The organism is Streptomyces sp. NPDC049585 (assembly GCF_040675615.1).
GTDB lineage: Bacteria > Actinomycetota > Actinomycetes > Streptomycetales > Streptomycetaceae > Streptomyces > Streptomyces luteosporeus.
Map to the genome: position 1 here is coordinate 66,029 of NZ_JBFAPE010000014.1, position 16,372 is coordinate 82,400.

Consider the following 16,372-nt stretch of genomic DNA (forward strand, 5'->3'; position numbering starts at 1 on the left):
CCAGAAACATGGCTATCTTCCTCACCAAGGAATCCAAGGTCATCGTCCAGGGCATGACCGGCTCCGAGGGCCAGAAGCACACCAAGCGCATGCTGGCTTCCGGCACCAACATCGTCGGTGGCGTGAACCCGCGCAAGGCCGGCACGACGGTCGACTTCGACGGCACCGAGGTCCCGGTCTTCGGCTCCGTCAAGGAGGCCATGGAGAAGACCGGCGCCGACGTCACGGTCATCTTCGTCCCGGAGAAGTTCACCAAGGACGCCGTCGTCGAGGCCATCGAGGCCGAGATCGAGCTGGCCGTCGTCATCACCGAGGGCGTCGCGGTCCACGACACCGCCTCGTTCTGGGCGCTGGCCCAGGCCAAGGGCAACAAGACCCGCATCATCGGCCCCAACTGCCCGGGTCTGATCAGCCCCGGCCAGTCCAACGCGGGCATCATCCCGGCCGACATCACCAAGCCCGGCCGCATCGGTCTGGTGTCGAAGTCCGGCACCCTGACCTACCAGATGATGTACGAGCTGCGCGACATCGGCTTCAGCTCCTGCGTGGGCATCGGCGGTGACCCGATCATCGGCACCACCCACATCGACGCCCTCAAGGCGTTCCAGGAGGACCCCGAGACCGACCTGATCGTCATGATCGGCGAGATCGGTGGCGACGCCGAGGAGCGGGCCGCGGACTTCATCAAGGAGCACGTCACCAAGCCGGTCGTCGGCTACGTGGCCGGCTTCACCGCGCCCGAGGGCAAGACCATGGGCCACGCCGGCGCCATCGTCTCCGGCTCCTCCGGCACCGCGCAGGCCAAGAAGGAGGCCCTTGAGGCCGCGGGCGTGAAGGTCGGCAAGACGCCGTCCGAGACCGCCCTCCTGGCGCGCGCCGTCCTGGCCGGCTGACACCGGTAGCGACACGCCGCACGGGCCCGTCCCCCCCTCGGGGGTACGGGCCCGTGCGCGTACCCGGCGGATCATGCAGTTCCCCGCGCCCCTTCGGGGTGCCGTGGTGGCGCGTGACGAAGATCCGCCGGACGACGCATACGACACGACGGTCAAAACGCGGCTACCAGCTCAAAAGCCGCGTTCTTGGCAGCATGGCCCTGTGAGCCACTACGCCGAGCAGGCCGAGCACGGGACGTCGTCACCGACGTACCGGCTGCCCGCCACGGCCGCCACGTCGGCCAGCACGGCCTTCGTCGGCGGAGTGCTCGCCGCCGGCCTCGGACTCGGCGCCTTCTCCATGGTCGTCCTCGCCATGTGGATCACCTCCCCCTACCCCGACAGCGGCCCCGGCGGAGCCCTGCGCATCGCCGCCGACCTGTGGCTGGCCGCCCACGGCGCCGCCCTCGTCCGCACCGAGACCCTGGCCGGCCCCGCCGCGCCCCTCGCGCTCACCCCGATGCTGTGCGCCCTCGTGCCCTGCACCCTGCTCTACCGTGCGGCCCGGCACGCCCTCGAACCGCCCGAGGACATGCCGCCCGAAACCCCCGGACCACCGCCCCGCGCCGCCTTCACCGCCATGGCCGGCGGCTACCTGCTGGTGGCCCTCGCCGCCGTCGCCTACGCCTGGTCCAGCCCCGTACGGCCCGACGCACTCAGCACGCTGCTGCAGCTGCCGCTCGTGACGGGCGCGTTCGTCGGCGCCGGCGTGTGGACGGCCGCCGGCCGGCCCGGACTGCCCGCCCCGCCCTTCGTCCGCCGCGCCGTGCCCGGACGGCTGCGCGGCTGGTTCACCAAGGCCCACCTCGCCGGTGTCGTCCGCGCGGCTGCCATCACCACGGCGGTACTCCTCGGCGGCGGGCTCCTCCTCGTCGGCGGCACCCTCGCGCTGCACGCGGGCGCGGCCCAGGAGGCGTTCGTCCAACTGGCGCCCCGCTGGTCGGGGCGGGTCGCCCTCGCCCTCGCCAGTGCAGCCCTGCTGCCCAACGCGGCCATCTGGGCCGCGGCCTACGGACTCGGGCCCGGCTTCACCGTCGGCGGCGGCAGCCTCGTGGCACCGCTGAACCCGACGCCCGACCGGCCCCTCCTGCCGCGCTTCCCCCTCCTCGCCGCACTGCCGTCGCCCGGCGAGGCCGGCCCCCTCGTCCTGGCCACGGCCGCCGCCCTGGCCGCCGCGGCCGGCATCGCCCTCGCCCGCAGCGCCGTACCCCGCCGCGCCGCGCCCCGGCCGGGCTACGGACTCGTCGCGGCGACCGCGACGCTCGGCGCCCTGCTGTGCGGGGCGGTGATGACGGTCCTGGCGTACGTGTCGTCGGGCGCCATCGGCAACGGCACGCTCGCCTCCTTCGGCCCCCTGTGCTGGCACACGGGAGCCGCGGCGGCGGCCTGGTCGGGCGCCATCGGCGTACCCGGGGCACTGGTGGTGCGGTGGCGCCGCGGCGCAGCACAGGACGAGCCACTGCGGGACGAGGAAGGGGAGCCGGTGCCGGTGCTCAAGGGGTGGCGGCGAGTGGGGTGGCTGCTGGGCCTGGCGGTCGAACCGGCGCCGGCGCCGGTGCCGGCGCCGCCGGCGGCTCCCGAGCCGGAGCCGGAGCCGGAGCCCGCGAAGCCGCGGCGGAGCTGGTGGCGGTCGCTGCTCGGATGGTTCGGCTTCCGCGCCCCGGGAGAGGCGAAACCGGTGCCGACTCCGGACGAGGACGTCGTCTACGAGCCGGAGACGCTGCCACTGATCTCGACCCGGCATGTACGGCCGGCGGGGGAGGCGTCCGTGCCGACGCGGACGGAGCCGGAGGACGAGGAGGAGCGCCGCCGGCGCTGGGCGGAACTGAAGGACTCGGGCGGAGGCCTGATGCCCGACTTCCCGCCGGAGGGCCAGTGAGCCGCAGGGCCCCGTAGGGGCGCGGGGAACTGCGCGATCAACCAGTGACGGCCCGCGGTCGGGGTGCCACCTCTGGACCCCGTCTGCGGACCGTCGTGGCTTGTCGCGCAGTTCCCCGCGCCCCTTATGGGCGCCCCCGACGGGGCCCGGGGCTCAGTCCTGGTTGCCGAGCAGCGGGCGGAGTTGCTTCGGCAGGTGCTTCTCGCACGCCGCCTTCGACGCCTGCGTCAGCGCGTCGTCCACGCACGTGTAGTAGTCGCGGTACGCGATGTGGAAGGCGAAGGTCGCCGCCACGATCGCCAGGGCCAGGCCGCCCGTGACCAGGCCGCTCACCGCCGCCGTGGTCTGCGGCCGCAGGCCGCCGGGGACGGGCGGGGGTGCCGGGGCGTCGGGGCTCGGGGTCCTCGGTTTGGCGCGCAGGGAGCTGACGCCCCAGTAGACGGAGAGGGCGCCGAGGAGGAGGGCGACCTGGGGGATGCTGAAGAGGGCGAAGAAGAAGCCCCACATGCCGGCGAGGAGGGCGTAGCGGGCGCGCCGCTGGGCGGGGTCGGTGGGGTCCCAGCGCAGGCCGCCGGGGCCGCCCGGGCCGCCGCCGGGTCCGCCGCCGAAGTCGCCGCCCTGTCGGCCGGGCTGCCGGTTGCTCCACTGGCTGCCCCACGCGGGCGGCTGCTGCTTGTCGCGGTCGGGTTCGCCGGAACCGGAACCGGAGCCGGAGCCCGAGCCGGAGTCGTCGGAATCGCCGGACGGGAGGCGCGGCTGCCAGGGCCGGTCCTCCCGGCCCTGCGGCGGTGCCGCGAAGGGATTGTCCCGGATGTCCCGGTCGTCGTCCCGCTCATGCATGTGGGGCATGTGGAGTGTGTCTTCCCCTTGATGGTCGTCCTGCGTCGAGCGTACGGCGACGCGTCCCGTGCCGACGCTACCCGGCGGGCGTGCCCCCGTCCCGTGGGGCCGGTTCCGCGTGCCGGTATCGTTGCTGGCGGTCGGCGGCTTCGTAGGGTTCCCCGTATCGGGCGGTGCCCTGCTTTCGTACGACCGTACAAACCGCAGTACCCGCACCCGCGAGAAAGGGCCTGCCGTGGCCGCCCCTGCTGGACGTCCCGCCCGCATCGTCGTGCTCGTCTCCGGTTCGGGCACGAACCTGCAAGCGCTGCTCGATGCCGTGGCCGCCGATCCCGAGGGCTACGGCGCCCGCGTGGTGGCGGTGGGCGCCGACCGCGCGGGGATCGCCGGTCTGGAGCGGGCGGAGCGCGCCGGGTTGCCGACGTTCGTGTGCCCGGTGGCGCAGTACTCCTCGCGGGAGGCGTGGGACGCCGCGCTGACCGCGGCGACCGCGGCGTACGAGCCGGATCTGGTGGTCTCCGCCGGTTTTATGAAGATCCTCGGCAAGGAGTTCCTGGCGCGCTTCGCGGGCCGGGTCGTGAACACCCATCCGGCGCTGCTGCCCAGTTTTCCCGGTGCCCACGGTGTGCGCGACGCCCTCGCGTACGGCGTGCGGGTGACCGGGTGCACGGTCCACTTCGTCGACGAGGGCGTCGACACGGGCCCGATCATCGCCCAGGGCGTGGTCGAGGTCCGGGAGGACGACGACGAGTCCGCGCTGCATGAGCGGATCAAGGAAGTCGAGCGCACGCTGCTCGTCGATGTCGTGGGGCGTCTCGCCCGCGACGGCTACCGCATAGAGGGACGAAAGGTAAGGATCCCGTGACCGCCGAAGTGACCGCCGAAGGTATGAAGCGGCCCGTCCGCCGGGCGCTGGTCAGCGTCTACGACAAGGCCGGGCTGGAGGAGCTGGCCCGTGGCCTGCACGAGGCCGGTGTGGAGCTGGTCTCCACCGGTTCGACGGCCGCCCGGATCGCGGCCGCGGACGTGCCCGTCACGAAGGTCGAGGAGCTGACCGGTTTCCCGGAGTGCCTCGACGGCCGGGTCAAGACCCTGCACCCGCGCGTGCACGCCGGCATCCTCGCCGACCAGCGCCTTCAGGCGCACCGGGCGCAGCTGGAGGAGCTGGGTGTCGCCCCGTTCGAGCTGGTGGTCGTCAACCTCTACCCGTTCCGGGAGACGGTGGCCTCCGGTGCCTCCCCGGACGAGTGCGTCGAGCAGATCGACATCGGTGGTCCGTCGATGGTCCGCGCCGCGGCGAAGAACCACCCGTCCGTCGCCGTCGTGGTCAACCCCGGCCGGTACGAGGAGGTGCTCAAGGCGGTTGCGGACGGCGGTTTCGACCTCGCCGCCCGCAAGCGCCTGGCCGCGGAGGCGTTCCAGCACACGGCCGCGTACGACGTGGCGGTGGCCAACTGGTTCGCCACCGGCTACGCGGCGGCCGACGACAGTGGTTTCCCGGAGTTCCTGGGCGCCGCCTTCTCCCGCTCGAACGTGCTGCGCTACGGCGAGAACCCGCACCAGCCCGCCGCCCTGTACACGGACGGCAGCGGCACCGGCCTTGCGGCGGCCGAGCAGCTGCACGGCAAGGAGATGTCGTACAACAACTACGTCGACACCGAGGCCGCGCGCCGGGCGGCGTACGACCACGCCGACCCCTGTGTGGCGATCATCAAGCACGCCAACCCGTGCGGCATCGCGACCGGCGTGGACGTCGCCGAGGCGCACCGCAAGGCCCACGCGTGCGACCCGCTGTCGGCGTTCGGCGGTGTGATCGCCGTCAACCGCCCGGTCTCCGTCGCGATGGCCGAGCAGGTTGCGGAGATCTTCACCGAGGTCGTCGTCGCGCCGGACTACGAGGACGGCGCGGTCGAGATCCTCGCCCGCAAGAAGAACATCCGCGTGCTGCGCTGCCCCGACGCCCCGTGCGCGGTGAAGGAGGCCCGGCCGGTCGAGGGCGGGCTGCTGCTGCAGGAGAAGGACCGCCTGCAGGCCGAGGGCGACGACCCGGCGCACTGGACGCTCGCCACGGGCGAGGCGCTGCCCGCCGAGGAGCTGGCCGAGCTGGCCTTCGCCTGGAAGGCCTGCCGTGCGGTGAAGTCCAACGCGATCCTGCTGGCCAAGGGCGGTGCCACGGTCGGCGTGGGCATGGGCCAGGTCAACCGCGTGGACTCCGCGAAGCTGGCCGTCCAGCGGGCGGGCGAGGAGCGGGCCCGTGGCTCGTACGCCGCCTCGGACGCGTTCTTCCCCTTCCCGGACGGGCTGGAGGTGCTCACGTCCGCGGGTGTGAAGGCCGTGGTCCAGCCGGGCGGCTCGGTCCGCGACGAGCAGGTCGTGGAGGCCGCGAAGGCGGCGGGCGTGACGATGTACTTCACCGGCACCCGCCACTTCTTCCACTGATGCGCGAAAGGGCCGCGCCCCACGGGGGCGCGGCCCTTTCGGCCGGTGCACCGACGCAATCGGTACCGGCGGAATCAGTAGCGGGGGCGCTGGAACCATTCGGCCGACGTCCGCTTCGCAGCGAAAACGATCACCAGAATGGAACCGACGAAGGTGATCAGGCCGAGGCCGTAGACGCCCAGCGTGAAGATGCCGCTGATGATGCCGAAGGAGGCGTAGACGATCGAACCGACACGCACGCCGTTGCGGCCCTTGCCGTAGCGCGCGGCCAGGATGAAACCGATGATCGCGAAGATCGCGGCGAGCGCCACGAAGAAGGAGATGACGCCCTTGCTGACGTCGGCGATGGTGTCCACGTCGACCGTGTCGCCCCGGGCCGTGGTGACCGTGCCGTTCGTCCCGGCGTCGCGGACCGCGTCACCGATCTTGTTCGCGGCGTACGCGAAGAAGCCCGCCACGACGACGTGAATGGCGGCGATCACGTACATCAGGACGTTCGCGGCCTTGGTGAGGCCCGGCATCGCCACCGGCCCCTGCGGCATCGGGTAGCCACCGGGTGCCTGCGGGTACGCACCGTACGGCGGCGGAGCCTGCTGCGGGTATCCGTAGCCCGGGGCAGGCGGCTGCTGCGGCGGGGGTCCGTAAGGGTTGTTGGGCTGGCCGAAGCTCATGGCGGGAATTCCTTCGTCGACGTCGTGCGGGGACGACGCGGGCTGCCGGACGGGCGAGCCGGCTCGGCGGTCCTGCCCCGTCCGACGCCCGCGGCACGCCGATCATCGTTATTTGACATTCGAATTTTGTCCAGCTGATGCCCCTATGCCTTTGTTCCTTTGGTGCAGATTGGAACCGGGGCCACTCGATCCGCGAGGATGGAAACATGACCGCCCAGATTCTCGATGGCAAGGCCGCCGCGGCCGCGATCAAGTCCGAACTGGCCTCCCGCGTGGAGGCGCTGAAGGCGCGGGGCGTCACCCCCGGCCTGGGAACGATCCTGGTCGGCGACGACCCGGGCAGCCAGAAGTACGTCGCGGGCAAGCACCGCGACTGCGCCGAGGTCGGCATCGCGTCGATCCAGCGCGAGCTGCCCGCCACCGCCACGCAGGAGGAGATCGAGGCGGTCGTCCGCGAGCTCAACGAGGACCCGGCCTGCACCGGCTACATCGTCCAGCTGCCGCTGCCCCGCGGCATCGACGAGAACCGCGTCCTGGAGCTGATGGACCCGGCCAAGGACGCCGACGGGCTGCACCCGACCAACCTCGGCCGGCTCGTCCTCAACGAGCCCGCCCCCCTGCCCTGCACCCCCAACGGCATCATCACGCTCCTGCGCCGGCACGGCGTCGAGCTGAACGGCGCCGAGGTCGTCGTCGTCGGTCGCGGCGTGACCATCGGCCGCCCCATGCCGCTGCTGCTGACCCGCCGCTCGGAGAACGCCACCGTCACCCAGTGCCACACCGGCACCCGCGACCTGGCCGCCCACCTCAAGCGGGCCGACATCGTCGTGGCGGCGGCCGGCGTGCCGCACCTGATCAAGCCGGAGGACGTCAAGCCGGGCGCCGCCGTCCTCGACGTCGGCGTCAGCCGCGACGAGAACGGAAAGATCGTCGGCGATGTGCACCCGGGCGTGCACGAGGTCGCGGGCTGGATCTCCCCCAACCCGGGCGGCGTGGGCCCGATGACCCGCGCCCTGCTGCTGGTCAACGTCGTGGAGGCCGCCGAGCGCGCCGCCGGAGCCGCCGATGAGCACTGAGGGCGGTAAGCCGCGCCGGCTCACCCGCCGCCCGCCCCGGCTCACCCGCGACACCGCGCGCCCCGAGGGCGGCGGCCGCGCCGCGCCCGGCGGCGCCCCCGCCCCGGCCCGGCAGTGGCCGCTGCTGGCGGTGCTGGGCGTGACGGGCCTGGGCCTGCTGATCGTGGCGTTCGACGCGTTCCGCGTCGGCACGCTCGTGGTGGGCCTGGCGATGCTGGGCGGCGCCGCGCTGCGCTGGTGGCTGCCGTCGGTGGGCTGGCTGGCGGTGCGCTCCCGCTTCACGGACATGCTCACGTACGGCGGGATGGGCGCGGCGATCGTCCTGCTGGCGCTGATGGCCCAGCCGCACGCGTGGCTGAGGATCCCCTTCCTCGCGGGGATACTCCACTTCACGGTGCAGTGAGCGTGCGCGCCTCGGCGCGATGAACGCGACGGCGGCCCGTCCTCTCCCCCGAAAGAGGACGGGCCGCGCGCCGCTTACGCGGATCGGACTCAGTGCGAGTCGAAGGCCCTCGCGTACAGGGAGTGCTTGGGCCCGGAGATCTTCAGGCGGATGTAATACGCGTCGCCGGCCCGTACGTTGCCCGTTGTCACCTTCTTCTCGGCGCCGTCGGCGCACCAGTCGGAGCCGTTGCTGCGGCCGACGACCTTGCGGTCCTTGGTGCGGACGATCTCGGCCTTGATCTTGGCGCCGTCGTGTCCGTAGCAGCCGTACACGATGTGCAGGTTGCCGCGGTCGGGCACGAAGTCGGGCGTGGACCACTTGTTGGTCGGTCCGTGGGGCTGGTCGAAGAGCATGTGCCAGCCCTGCGTCCCGGCCCCGCCGGCCGGCGCGGCCTGGGCCGCGGGGGCGGTCAGTGCGAGGCCCGCTCCGACAGCGGCCGTGACGGCCGCGGCGGCAACGCGCTTGCGTACGTTCATGGTCAGTTCCTCCCGTTGGCGTGGCGGCCGGTGCGGGGTGGACCGCACCGGCCGCGGCGTGCAGGGATGACGATGACGCGCCACTTCGCCGGCGGCCAGGGATTGCCGGCGACTCGGGTCCTCGTGGGACGTCCCACGGTCCGACCTGCGGGGATGCGCCGTCCCAGGATGTCGTCGTGGGACGGTCCGGCCGTCGTGCTCATGGCCGGATCGCGCGGTGGCCCCGGGCGACATACGGAACCGCTGCCCGGACATCGCCATCATGTGCGCCATAGGAGGCTCGCCACCTACGGGCCCGGTGACGCGTATGGGGTGGAACATGCCGCGGTGGAAGGAATTACCCGCCTCGCTGGACCAGCGAGTGCGGCAACTGCTCGTCCGGCTCAGACGGCTGAAGGACCGCAGTGGACTCAGCCTGGCCGCCCTGGCGGCCAAGACCTCCTACAGCCGCTCCTCCTGGGAGCGGTACCTCAACGGCAGGCAGCTGCCGCCGCGCGAGGCGGTCGAGGAACTGGCCCGGGCGTGCGGCACGGACCCCACGCGGCTGCTGGTGCTGCACGAACTCGCCGCGGACGCGTGGAGCGGTGAGCCGGCCGTCGCCGATCCGCAGGAGGACGACTCGGATCTCTACGTACGCGACGGCCGGCGGCCGGTCATCTGGGCGCTCACCGCCGCCGTGGTCGTCCTGGCGGCGGCGCTGGTCGCCACGCTGCTGGCCACCCGCCCCTGGCAGGACGAGGCGAAGCCCGCCCCCGCCGCCGGCGACACCCCGGCGCCCTTCGTCTTCGTCGAGGGCCGGGAACGGGCGTGCGCCGTCAAGCGCGTGGGCGGTGAGCTGCGCGCCGGGTACAGCACCACGCACGACAAGCTGATGGACCTCAAGAGCTCGGGCTGGGAGGTGCTGGAGGCCCAGTGCCTGCTGAAGTACCACGGCTTCGACCCGGGCATCGCCGACGGCTCCTACGGCGAGCGCTCGAAGCGGGCGGCCAAGGACTTCCAGAAGAGCCGGCGGCTGGTCGTGGACGGCGTGATCGGCCCCGACACCTGGGGGGAGCTGCGCCGGTGAGCGGCGAGCGGCCGCTGCCCGCGGAGTGCGCGCGGCTGGCCGCGGGGCTGCGGGAGCTGAAGGACCGCACGGGCCTGAGCCTGGCCGCGCTGGCCGGGCGCACGCCGTACAGCAAGTCCTCGTGGGAGCGCTATCTCAACGGGAAGAAGCTGCCGCCGAAGCAGGCGGTCGAGGCCCTGTGTGCACTGGCGCAGGAGCCCGCGGGGCGGCTGGTGGCGCTGTGGGAGCTGGCCGAGCAGGCGTGGAGCGGGCGGTCCGCGGAAGCGGGCACGGATGCTGCGCGCGTGGTGCGCACCCCGCCCGGCCCGGCAGAACGGGGGTGGCGCACGCCCGTCGTCTCGGGCGCCGTCGCCGTCCTGGCGCTCGCCCTCGCCGTGACGGTGTTCCTCACGACCGGCGGCTCGGCGCCCGGCGGGCACGACCACGACGGCCTCGCCGCCACCTCCCCGTACCTGCAGTACCAGGAGCCCGCCTGCAAGGGGGAGGTCTGCGAGGCGGCGGATCCGACCCGCACCGGGTGCGGCCTGGAGGCGGTCACGCTGTTCAAGCGCCGGGCGGCGGGCGGGCAGCAGGTGGAGCTGCGGTACAGCGAGAAGTGCGCGGCCGTGTGGGGCAAGACCCAGGGTCTGCACGTGGGCGACCGGGTCGAGCTGCGGCTGCCGGGTGCGGGGACGAAGACGGTCACGGCCGCGAGCCAGCGGGACACGGAGACGTACCTGTCGACGGCGATGACGGTGACCGCTGACCCGCACGGGGCCCGGGTCTGCCTGCTGCCGGCGGGCGGCCCGCAGCAGTGCTTCGGGGCGGCCTGAAGTCGCCGCGTGGGAAGCGTGGCAAATGGGTAGGAAGAGGGTGTCGGAGTGCCGATGGCCGGTCCTCCACCCCCGTGGGAGGACCGGCCACCGGCCACCCTTCGAGGATCATGATCGCGACAAGCCGGAGCAAGGTCGGCCGTGCCGCTGTGGCGCGCGCGTGACCGTTCCGGTACGAGGTCGCTTTTTCGTAGCAAGGTGCCCGGAAGTGTCACCGAACGGTGACGGGCGGCGCGTACGCCGCATGCCCGGGCGTGCGCCGGGGGCGCGCGCCCCACTGCGTGGATCAACCTCGAATGCTCTCGTGCGCCGGGTCCCCGGGAACTGACATGCTGATCCGAGGCATCCCCATGGGTAGCCGGAACCAGGCCGTGGAAGGGCGACGGGAGACCGCCGTACGCAACCGGGGGACAGGGGAGGGCAATGCCACGTTGGAGGGCGCTACCGGACGAACTCGATCCGCAGGTGCGCGAGTTCGCCGAACAGCTGCGCAGACTCGTCGAGCGCAGCGGGCTGAGCATCGCCGCCGTCGCCGACCGCACCGGGTACAGCAAGACGTCCTGGGAGCGCTACCTGAACGGCAGGCTGCTGCCGCCGCGCGGCGCCGCCGAGGCCCTCGCGGAGGCCACCGGCACCGACGTCGGGCACCTGGGCACGCTGTGGGAGCTGGCCGAACGGGCCTGGAGCCGCTCGGAGCTGCGGCACGACGTGACGATGGAGGCGATCCGGGTCGCCGAGGCGCGCGCGGCCCTGGCCGGCTTCGGCCCGCAGCCCGCGAACGGCGGCGCGGCCGCGCCCCGTACGGCCGCGCTGCACGGCGAGGGCCTGGGGGAGGGCCCGGACGGCACCGACCTCGGGCTGCCGCGCACGCCGGGCGCCGCCGACGTGCGGGACAAGGCCATTCCCCTGCGCAAGCAGCGCAAGCCGAAGCGTTCGGGCAAGCCCGCACAGGAAACGGAGCCGTCGGAGCCGCAAGCGCCCGCGCCCCCCGGCCGGTTCGGCCCTCCCGCGGCCGCCCCGCCGCCCACCCGTCGCCGCAACGCCGTGCTGTTCGCCGTGGGCGCGGTGGGGGCGCTGTTCGTCGTCGCCGCGGTCGTCCTGCTGGTCGGCGCGGGCGGCGAGGACAGGACGGCACCCGGCGCCGCCGCCACGCCCAGCGTGTCCAAAGCGCCGTCCCTGCCCTCCGGCGTGCGGTGCACGGGGGCGGACTGCGCGGGCAAGGACCCGGAGAGCATGGGCTGCGGCGGCCGGCACGCCACGACGGCCGGCTCGGTGACGGTCGGTGCGGCGTACCTGGAGGTCCGCTACAGCGAGGTCTGCGGGGCGGCGTGGGCGCGGATCACCCAGGCCGGGCCCGGGGACACACTGCGGATAACGTCCGCGGGGAGTGCCGGAGGCACGGAGAGCGGGCGGGTCGACCGGGGCGCGGACGGCCACACGCGCATGGTCGCCGTGTCCGACTCCCGGCAGGCGTCGGCGTGCGCGGCCCTGGTCTCGGGCCGCACCGGCTGCACGAAGCGGTCTGCTCCGCAGAGCGCCCTGGGCCCCCTGGGCTAGCCAGCCCCCTTGCGGCTGCCGCCGCGTGGGCGCGACAACCCACGGCGCTCCCGCAAACGGGGTGCTCCCCTAGGGCGTGTCCGGTGGACCTTCGTCACGCAGCCACCACGGCGCCCCGTCAGGGGCGCGGGGCAGTGCCGATCTGCGGCTGCCGCCGCGTGGGCGCGACAAGCCACGACGCGCCCGCACTCGGCCCCCGGGGTGGCGTGTCAGCTGCGGGCCGTCGCCGGCCGATCGCACAGTTCCCCGCGCCCCTGACGGGGCACTGCATGATCCACTGGACACGCCCTAGCCAGCCCCCCCTGCGGCTGCCGCCGCGTGGGCGCGACAACCCACGACGCTCCCGCAAACGGGGTGCTCCCCTAGGGCGTGTCCGGCGGACCTTCGTCACGCAGCCACCACGGCGCCCCGTCAGGGGCGCGGGGAACTGCGCGACAAGCCACGACGCGCCCGCACTCGGCCCCCGGGGTGGCGCATCGGCTGCGGGCCGTCGCCGGCCGATCGCGCCCACGCGGCGGCAGCCGCAGATCGACACCGCCCCGCGCCCCTTCGGGGCGCCGTGGTGCGCGCGACGCGGACCCGCCGGGCAGGCCCTGGCAGGGCCGATGAGCTGCCTGCCCACAAACCGTCCGCAAGGACGGTGAGGTGTTGCACACCGGGTAGGCGGTGCGGGGCGGGCGCGGTCGGATAGCCTGACGCCGGATCTCTTGATACCGAGAGAGATCCGCACACCTTGGGCAGGGACACCCACCAGCCAGTTCGCAGGAGACCGCCATGACCCGCACTCCCGTCAATGTCACCGTCACCGGCGCCGCCGGTCAGATCGGCTACGCGCTGCTCTTCCGCATCGCCTCCGGTCAGCTCCTCGGCGCGGACGTGCCCGTGAACCTGCGCCTGCTGGAGATCCCGCAGGGCCTGAAGGCCGCCGAGGGCACCGCCATGGAGCTCGACGACTGCGCCTTCCCGCTGCTGCGCAACATCGAGATCACCGACGACGCGAACGTGGCGTTCGACGGCGCCAACGTCGCGCTGCTGGTCGGCGCCCGTCCCCGTACCAAGGGCATGGAGCGCGGTGACCTGCTGGAGGCCAACGGCGGCATCTTCAAGCCGCAGGGCAAGGCCATCAACGACCACGCCGCGGACGACATCAAGGTCCTGGTCGTCGGCAACCCGGCCAACACCAACGCCCTGATCGCCCAGGCCGCCGCGCCGGACGTGCCGCGCGAGCGCTTCACCGCGATGACCCGTCTGGACCACAACCGCGCGCTGTCGCAGCTGGCGAAGAAGGCCGGCGTGGGTGTTTCCGAGATCAAGAAGCTGACGATCTGGGGCAACCACTCCGCCACCCAGTACCCGGACATCTTCCACGCCGAGATCGCCGGCAAGAACGCGGCCGAGGTCGTGGCCGACGAGCAGTGGCTCGCCGACACCTTCATCCCGACCGTGGCCAAGCGCGGTGCGGCGATCATCGAGGCCCGTGGCGCCTCCTCGGCGGCCTCCGCGGCCAACGCCGCCATCGACCACGTGCACACCTGGGTCAACGGCACCGCCGCCGGCGACTGGACCTCGATGGCCATCCCGTCGGACGGCTCCTACGGCGTGCCCGAGGGCCTGATCTCCTCCTTCCCGGTCGTCGTGAAGAACGGCACCTACGAGATCGTCCAGGGCCTGGAGATCAACGAGTTCTCCCGCACCCGCATCGACGCCTCGGTGCAGGAGCTGGTGGAGGAGCGCGACGCCGTTCGCGAGCTCGGCCTCATCTGACCGAATTTCACCTGGTCTGCCCCGACCGCCCTCGTACGGGTGTCCCATGATCACCCGTACGAGCGTGGTTTCCGGCCCGCCAATCGCCTCCCGACGGGGGGCGGGGGCGGGCCTTCTGGCTTATTCTGGGTTCTTCCGAAAATGCGTCAACTCGCTTTGTTCGAAGCGAAGTTCGACGGATCGGGGGATCGAAATGAGTCAATCCGCCCAGGAGTCCCCGACAGAGGCCACCCGGTTACTCTGCGCGGGGACCTACCTCGACATCGAGTTCCGCCGCCGCGTCATCGAAGAGCTGGTGGAGCATGAAGAAAGACCCACGGCCCCCTCGCTGGGCGTGGACGTGGTGCCGGTGCTCTCCCACGCACTGCGCGCCCGCGGCCAGGACACCCTGACCGCCCTGTTCCTTCTGGCCCTGTGGGTGGCCTTCTTCGCCGTCGACTTCTCCACGGCGTCCCCCACGTCCCAGGGCGTCGACCCCTACACCGGCGCTTCCGTCGCCGAGGGCCCCGCCTTCCCGATCTGGTCGGGTGCCTACGCCCTGGTCTGCCTGATCCACTGGGGCGCCCACGCCGCCGCCGGCCGCGGCTCCGCCGCGTACGTCGTGGACAAGCGGACCCTGCGCCAGGCCCTCATCGGCAGCGGCGCCAACCGCGCGCTGCGCGCCCTGCTGCCGGTGGGCGTGCCGATGATGACCCTCGCCTACTGGGTCGCCGCCTTCTGGGCGCTGGCCGAGGGCGCCGACAACTGGGCGGCGGTCATCTTCCCGCTGCTGCTGGTGGTGCCCGTGTGGGCGCACCGGGCGCGGGTCGCGGCCGTGATGCGCTCGGAGCTCAGCCGGCAGGCGTTCGCCACGGTGCCCAGGGCCTTCCCGGAGTCCGCGTACCACCGCAGGATCGCCCGGGCCATCGACCGCGAGCAGTACGCGGGCCTGACGATCTACGACCCCTCGCGGCCGTTCATCGGGATGGGCCGGCCGTACGAGCCCTGGTCCTTCGCGATGGAGCTCACCCGCAAGAAGGACGCGCCCGGGGCGGGCGGGGGTCCGGTGCCGCCGTTCACCGGGCGTACCGTCGTGGAGCTGATCCGGCCGCGGCTGGAGGGCCTGCGCCAGGCCGCTGCCGAGACCAGCCGGGACCGGTTGCGGGAGCTGGAGATCGACGAGTTCGTCTACCTCCCCGTCGGCCCGCAGCGGCCCGCCGTCTCCTACGACGAGCACACGGTGCGACGGCACCTGGCCGAGGCGGTCAACGAGGGTGGCGAGGCGCGCCGCTACTTCCTGCGGGTGCGTATCGGCGCGTGGGACGAGCAGGTCGTCGTCTCGGTCCTGGTCCGCGTGCACACCCAGGGCGGCATGCTCGTCCTGGAGGTGGTGCCGCATGTGCTGACGCCGGTGCGGCCGGAGTTCCGGGCGGTCGACGTGATCGCCGCGCGCGGCGACGACGACCTGCTGCGCGACGGCGTACGGGCGTTCCTGACGGCGCCCGCGGCCGGCTTCGCCTCCCTGGTGTCCACCGCGCGCTCGGCCGTCTCCGGCTTCCGCACCTGGCTGGCCGACCCCCGGCGGGCGGCGCCGGACGGACCGGCCACCTCGGTGCGCGAGATCGCGGCGGCCCCGGACGTCTCCCTGTTCCAGGAGATGGACGTCAGCCGCTACGTGAAGACGGTCACCGACCGCATCGCCAGCGGGGTCCGGGCGGCGCTGCGCTCCCAGGGCTACGAGACCGACCAGTTCGAGCAGCAGATCGTGCAGATCAGCGAGGGCGGCATCTACATCGGTGCGATGAGCGGCGGCGCCGTCGCCCAGGGCGCCGGTGCCGAGGCCAAGCACCTCGCGGGAAGCGGGGGACGATGACGCGGGACGACCGGGACGACCGGGACGACCGGGACGACAAGGACGTGGCCGAGGGCACCGGCCGCACGGGCGGCGGGGGCATCTCCATCGGATCGATCAGCGGCGGCGCGGTGGCCCAGGGCGAGCGGGCGAAGGCGGAGGACCGCTCGGAGCGCGTGGGCCCGCCGGCCGCACCGCCGGCCGGTGGCCCGGCGCCCGTGCCGCCGCCGCGGGACGGGGGGATGGCCGTCGGTGCGATGTCGGGCGGCGCCCTGGCGCAGGGCCGCGAGGCCCAGGCCACGGACGCCTCGCGGCAGTTGGTGACGGCCACGCCCGAACTGCTGGCCGCCGTCGCACGGATGCGCGAGGAGCTCGCGGTGCAGGAGCGCGCCGCCGGTGACGGCCTCGACGAGGTCGACGCGGAACTGGCGGCCGTGCAGCGGGAGGCGCAGGTCGCCGGGCAGACCGGGCGCAGCCGGCTCGCCCGCCTGCGCACGCTCCTGACCAGCGGCGCCACGGCAGTCGGCGGCCTGGCGTCGCTGGCCGCCGTCGTCGAGGCGATCAGCCGCTTAGTGGCGTGAGGC

The 16,372-nt window shown here is 73.3% G+C and carries 15 protein-coding genes; 12 read left to right on the plus strand and 3 right to left on the minus strand.

Annotation, left to right across the window (positions count from 1 at the left end; genetic code table 11):
- The first annotated feature begins 8 nt into the window (after positions 1 to 8).
- Together sucD and AB0K17_RS16790 are read left to right on the plus strand one after the other, a co-directional pair.
- On the plus strand, positions 9 to 893 hold the full coding sequence (gene sucD / locus AB0K17_RS16785) for a succinate--CoA ligase subunit alpha (protein WP_344432714.1): 885 nt from the start codon (positions 9 to 11) through the stop codon (positions 891 to 893).
- Between the two features lie 202 nt (positions 894 to 1,095).
- Positions 1,096 to 2,811, plus strand: coding sequence for a DUF6350 family protein (locus tag AB0K17_RS16790; protein ID WP_365983337.1), 1,716 nt, complete (start codon positions 1,096 to 1,098; stop codon positions 2,809 to 2,811).
- A gap of 153 nt (positions 2,812 to 2,964) precedes the next feature.
- Here the strand turns inward: AB0K17_RS16790 and AB0K17_RS16795 are convergent, their stop codons facing one another.
- Positions 2,965 to 3,660, minus strand: coding sequence for a hypothetical protein (locus AB0K17_RS16795; protein ID WP_365983338.1), 696 nt, complete (start codon positions 3,658 to 3,660; stop codon positions 2,965 to 2,967).
- 226 nt (positions 3,661 to 3,886) lie between these two features.
- Between AB0K17_RS16795 and purN the strand changes: the two genes are divergently transcribed.
- Positions 3,887 to 4,516 carry a phosphoribosylglycinamide formyltransferase gene (purN, locus tag AB0K17_RS16800; RefSeq protein WP_365969562.1) on the plus strand — a complete coding sequence of 210 codons (630 nt, stop codon included), beginning with the start codon at positions 3,887 to 3,889 and terminating at the stop codon, positions 4,514 to 4,516.
- Between the two features lie 23 nt (positions 4,517 to 4,539).
- Entirely contained in the window at positions 4,540 to 6,090 is a 1,551-nt protein-coding gene (gene purH / locus AB0K17_RS16805; RefSeq protein ID WP_365983396.1) for a bifunctional phosphoribosylaminoimidazolecarboxamide formyltransferase/IMP cyclohydrolase, read from the plus strand.
- Between the two features lie 74 nt (positions 6,091 to 6,164).
- On the opposite strand, the gene AB0K17_RS16810 is transcribed toward purH, so the two are convergent.
- Positions 6,165 to 6,761 (minus strand): hypothetical protein, encoded by a 597-nt coding sequence (locus tag AB0K17_RS16810; RefSeq protein WP_365983339.1) that lies wholly within the window; start codon positions 6,759 to 6,761, stop codon positions 6,165 to 6,167.
- Between the two features lie 206 nt (positions 6,762 to 6,967).
- Here AB0K17_RS16810 and AB0K17_RS16815 point away from each other — a divergent pair, with 206 nt between their 5' ends.
- Together AB0K17_RS16815 and AB0K17_RS16820 are read left to right on the plus strand one after the other, a co-directional pair.
- Positions 6,968 to 7,837, plus strand: a complete 870-nt coding sequence (locus tag AB0K17_RS16815) for a bifunctional methylenetetrahydrofolate dehydrogenase/methenyltetrahydrofolate cyclohydrolase (protein WP_365983340.1) — start codon at positions 6,968 to 6,970, stop codon at positions 7,835 to 7,837.
- Positions 7,827 to 8,240, plus strand: a complete 414-nt coding sequence (locus AB0K17_RS16820; RefSeq protein ID WP_365969565.1) for a DUF3017 domain-containing protein — start codon at positions 7,827 to 7,829, stop codon at positions 8,238 to 8,240. The genes AB0K17_RS16815 and AB0K17_RS16820 overlap by 11 nt, the downstream gene beginning before the upstream one ends.
- An 89-nt stretch (positions 8,241 to 8,329) precedes the next feature.
- Here the strand turns inward: AB0K17_RS16820 and AB0K17_RS16825 are convergent, their stop codons facing one another.
- Positions 8,330 to 8,758 (minus strand): hypothetical protein, encoded by a 429-nt coding sequence (locus tag AB0K17_RS16825; RefSeq protein ID WP_365983341.1) that lies wholly within the window; start codon positions 8,756 to 8,758, stop codon positions 8,330 to 8,332.
- Between the two features lie 319 nt (positions 8,759 to 9,077).
- On the opposite strand from AB0K17_RS16825, the gene AB0K17_RS16830 reads away from it, so the two are divergent.
- From AB0K17_RS16830 to AB0K17_RS16855, 6 genes are all read left to right on the plus strand, one after another.
- Positions 9,078 to 9,824, plus strand: a complete 747-nt coding sequence (locus tag AB0K17_RS16830) for a helix-turn-helix domain-containing protein (protein ID WP_365983342.1) — start codon at positions 9,078 to 9,080, stop codon at positions 9,822 to 9,824.
- Complete coding sequence (locus AB0K17_RS16835; RefSeq protein WP_365983343.1) at positions 9,821 to 10,636, plus strand: helix-turn-helix domain-containing protein; 816 nt, start codon at positions 9,821 to 9,823, stop codon at positions 10,634 to 10,636. The genes AB0K17_RS16830 and AB0K17_RS16835 overlap by 4 nt, the downstream gene beginning before the upstream one ends.
- A 423-nt stretch (positions 10,637 to 11,059) precedes the next feature.
- Entirely contained in the window at positions 11,060 to 12,193 is a 1,134-nt protein-coding gene (locus AB0K17_RS16840; RefSeq protein WP_365983344.1) for a DUF2690 domain-containing protein, read from the plus strand.
- A gap of 774 nt (positions 12,194 to 12,967) precedes the next feature.
- Positions 12,968 to 13,957, plus strand: coding sequence for a malate dehydrogenase (locus tag AB0K17_RS16845; RefSeq protein ID WP_365969570.1), 990 nt, complete (start codon positions 12,968 to 12,970; stop codon positions 13,955 to 13,957).
- Between the two features lie 193 nt (positions 13,958 to 14,150).
- On the plus strand, positions 14,151 to 15,809 hold the full coding sequence (locus tag AB0K17_RS16850) for a hypothetical protein (RefSeq protein ID WP_365983345.1): 1,659 nt from the start codon (positions 14,151 to 14,153) through the stop codon (positions 15,807 to 15,809).
- Positions 15,806 to 16,369, plus strand: coding sequence for a hypothetical protein (locus AB0K17_RS16855; RefSeq protein WP_365983346.1), 564 nt, complete (start codon positions 15,806 to 15,808; stop codon positions 16,367 to 16,369). Before AB0K17_RS16850 ends, AB0K17_RS16855 begins: the two co-directional genes overlap by 4 nt.
- The last annotated feature ends 3 nt before the right edge of the window (positions 16,370 to 16,372 follow it).

Bases quoted from the DNA above. Each gene is read 5' to 3' on its own strand.
- sucD (WP_344432714.1), top strand. From the start codon at position 9: ATGGCTATCTTCCTCACCAAGGAATCCAAGGTCATCGTCCAGGGCATG.
- AB0K17_RS16795 (WP_365983338.1), bottom strand. From the start codon at position 3,660: ATGCCCCACATGCATGAGCGGGACGACGACCGGGACATCCGGGACAAT.
- purH (WP_365983396.1), top strand. From the start codon at position 4,540: ATGAAGCGGCCCGTCCGCCGGGCGCTGGTCAGCGTCTACGACAAGGCC.
- AB0K17_RS16810 (WP_365983339.1), bottom strand. From the start codon at position 6,761: ATGAGCTTCGGCCAGCCCAACAACCCTTACGGACCCCCGCCGCAGCAG.
- AB0K17_RS16815 (WP_365983340.1), top strand. From the start codon at position 6,968: ATGACCGCCCAGATTCTCGATGGCAAGGCCGCCGCGGCCGCGATCAAG.
- AB0K17_RS16820 (WP_365969565.1), top strand. From the start codon at position 7,827: ATGAGCACTGAGGGCGGTAAGCCGCGCCGGCTCACCCGCCGCCCGCCC.
- AB0K17_RS16825 (WP_365983341.1), bottom strand. From the start codon at position 8,758: ATGAACGTACGCAAGCGCGTTGCCGCCGCGGCCGTCACGGCCGCTGTC.
- AB0K17_RS16830 (WP_365983342.1), top strand. From the start codon at position 9,078: ATGCCGCGGTGGAAGGAATTACCCGCCTCGCTGGACCAGCGAGTGCGG.
- AB0K17_RS16840 (WP_365983344.1), top strand. From the start codon at position 11,060: ATGCCACGTTGGAGGGCGCTACCGGACGAACTCGATCCGCAGGTGCGC.
- AB0K17_RS16845 (WP_365969570.1), top strand. From the start codon at position 12,968: ATGACCCGCACTCCCGTCAATGTCACCGTCACCGGCGCCGCCGGTCAG.
- AB0K17_RS16850 (WP_365983345.1), top strand. From the start codon at position 14,151: ATGAGTCAATCCGCCCAGGAGTCCCCGACAGAGGCCACCCGGTTACTC.
- AB0K17_RS16855 (WP_365983346.1), top strand. From the start codon at position 15,806: ATGACGCGGGACGACCGGGACGACCGGGACGACCGGGACGACAAGGAC.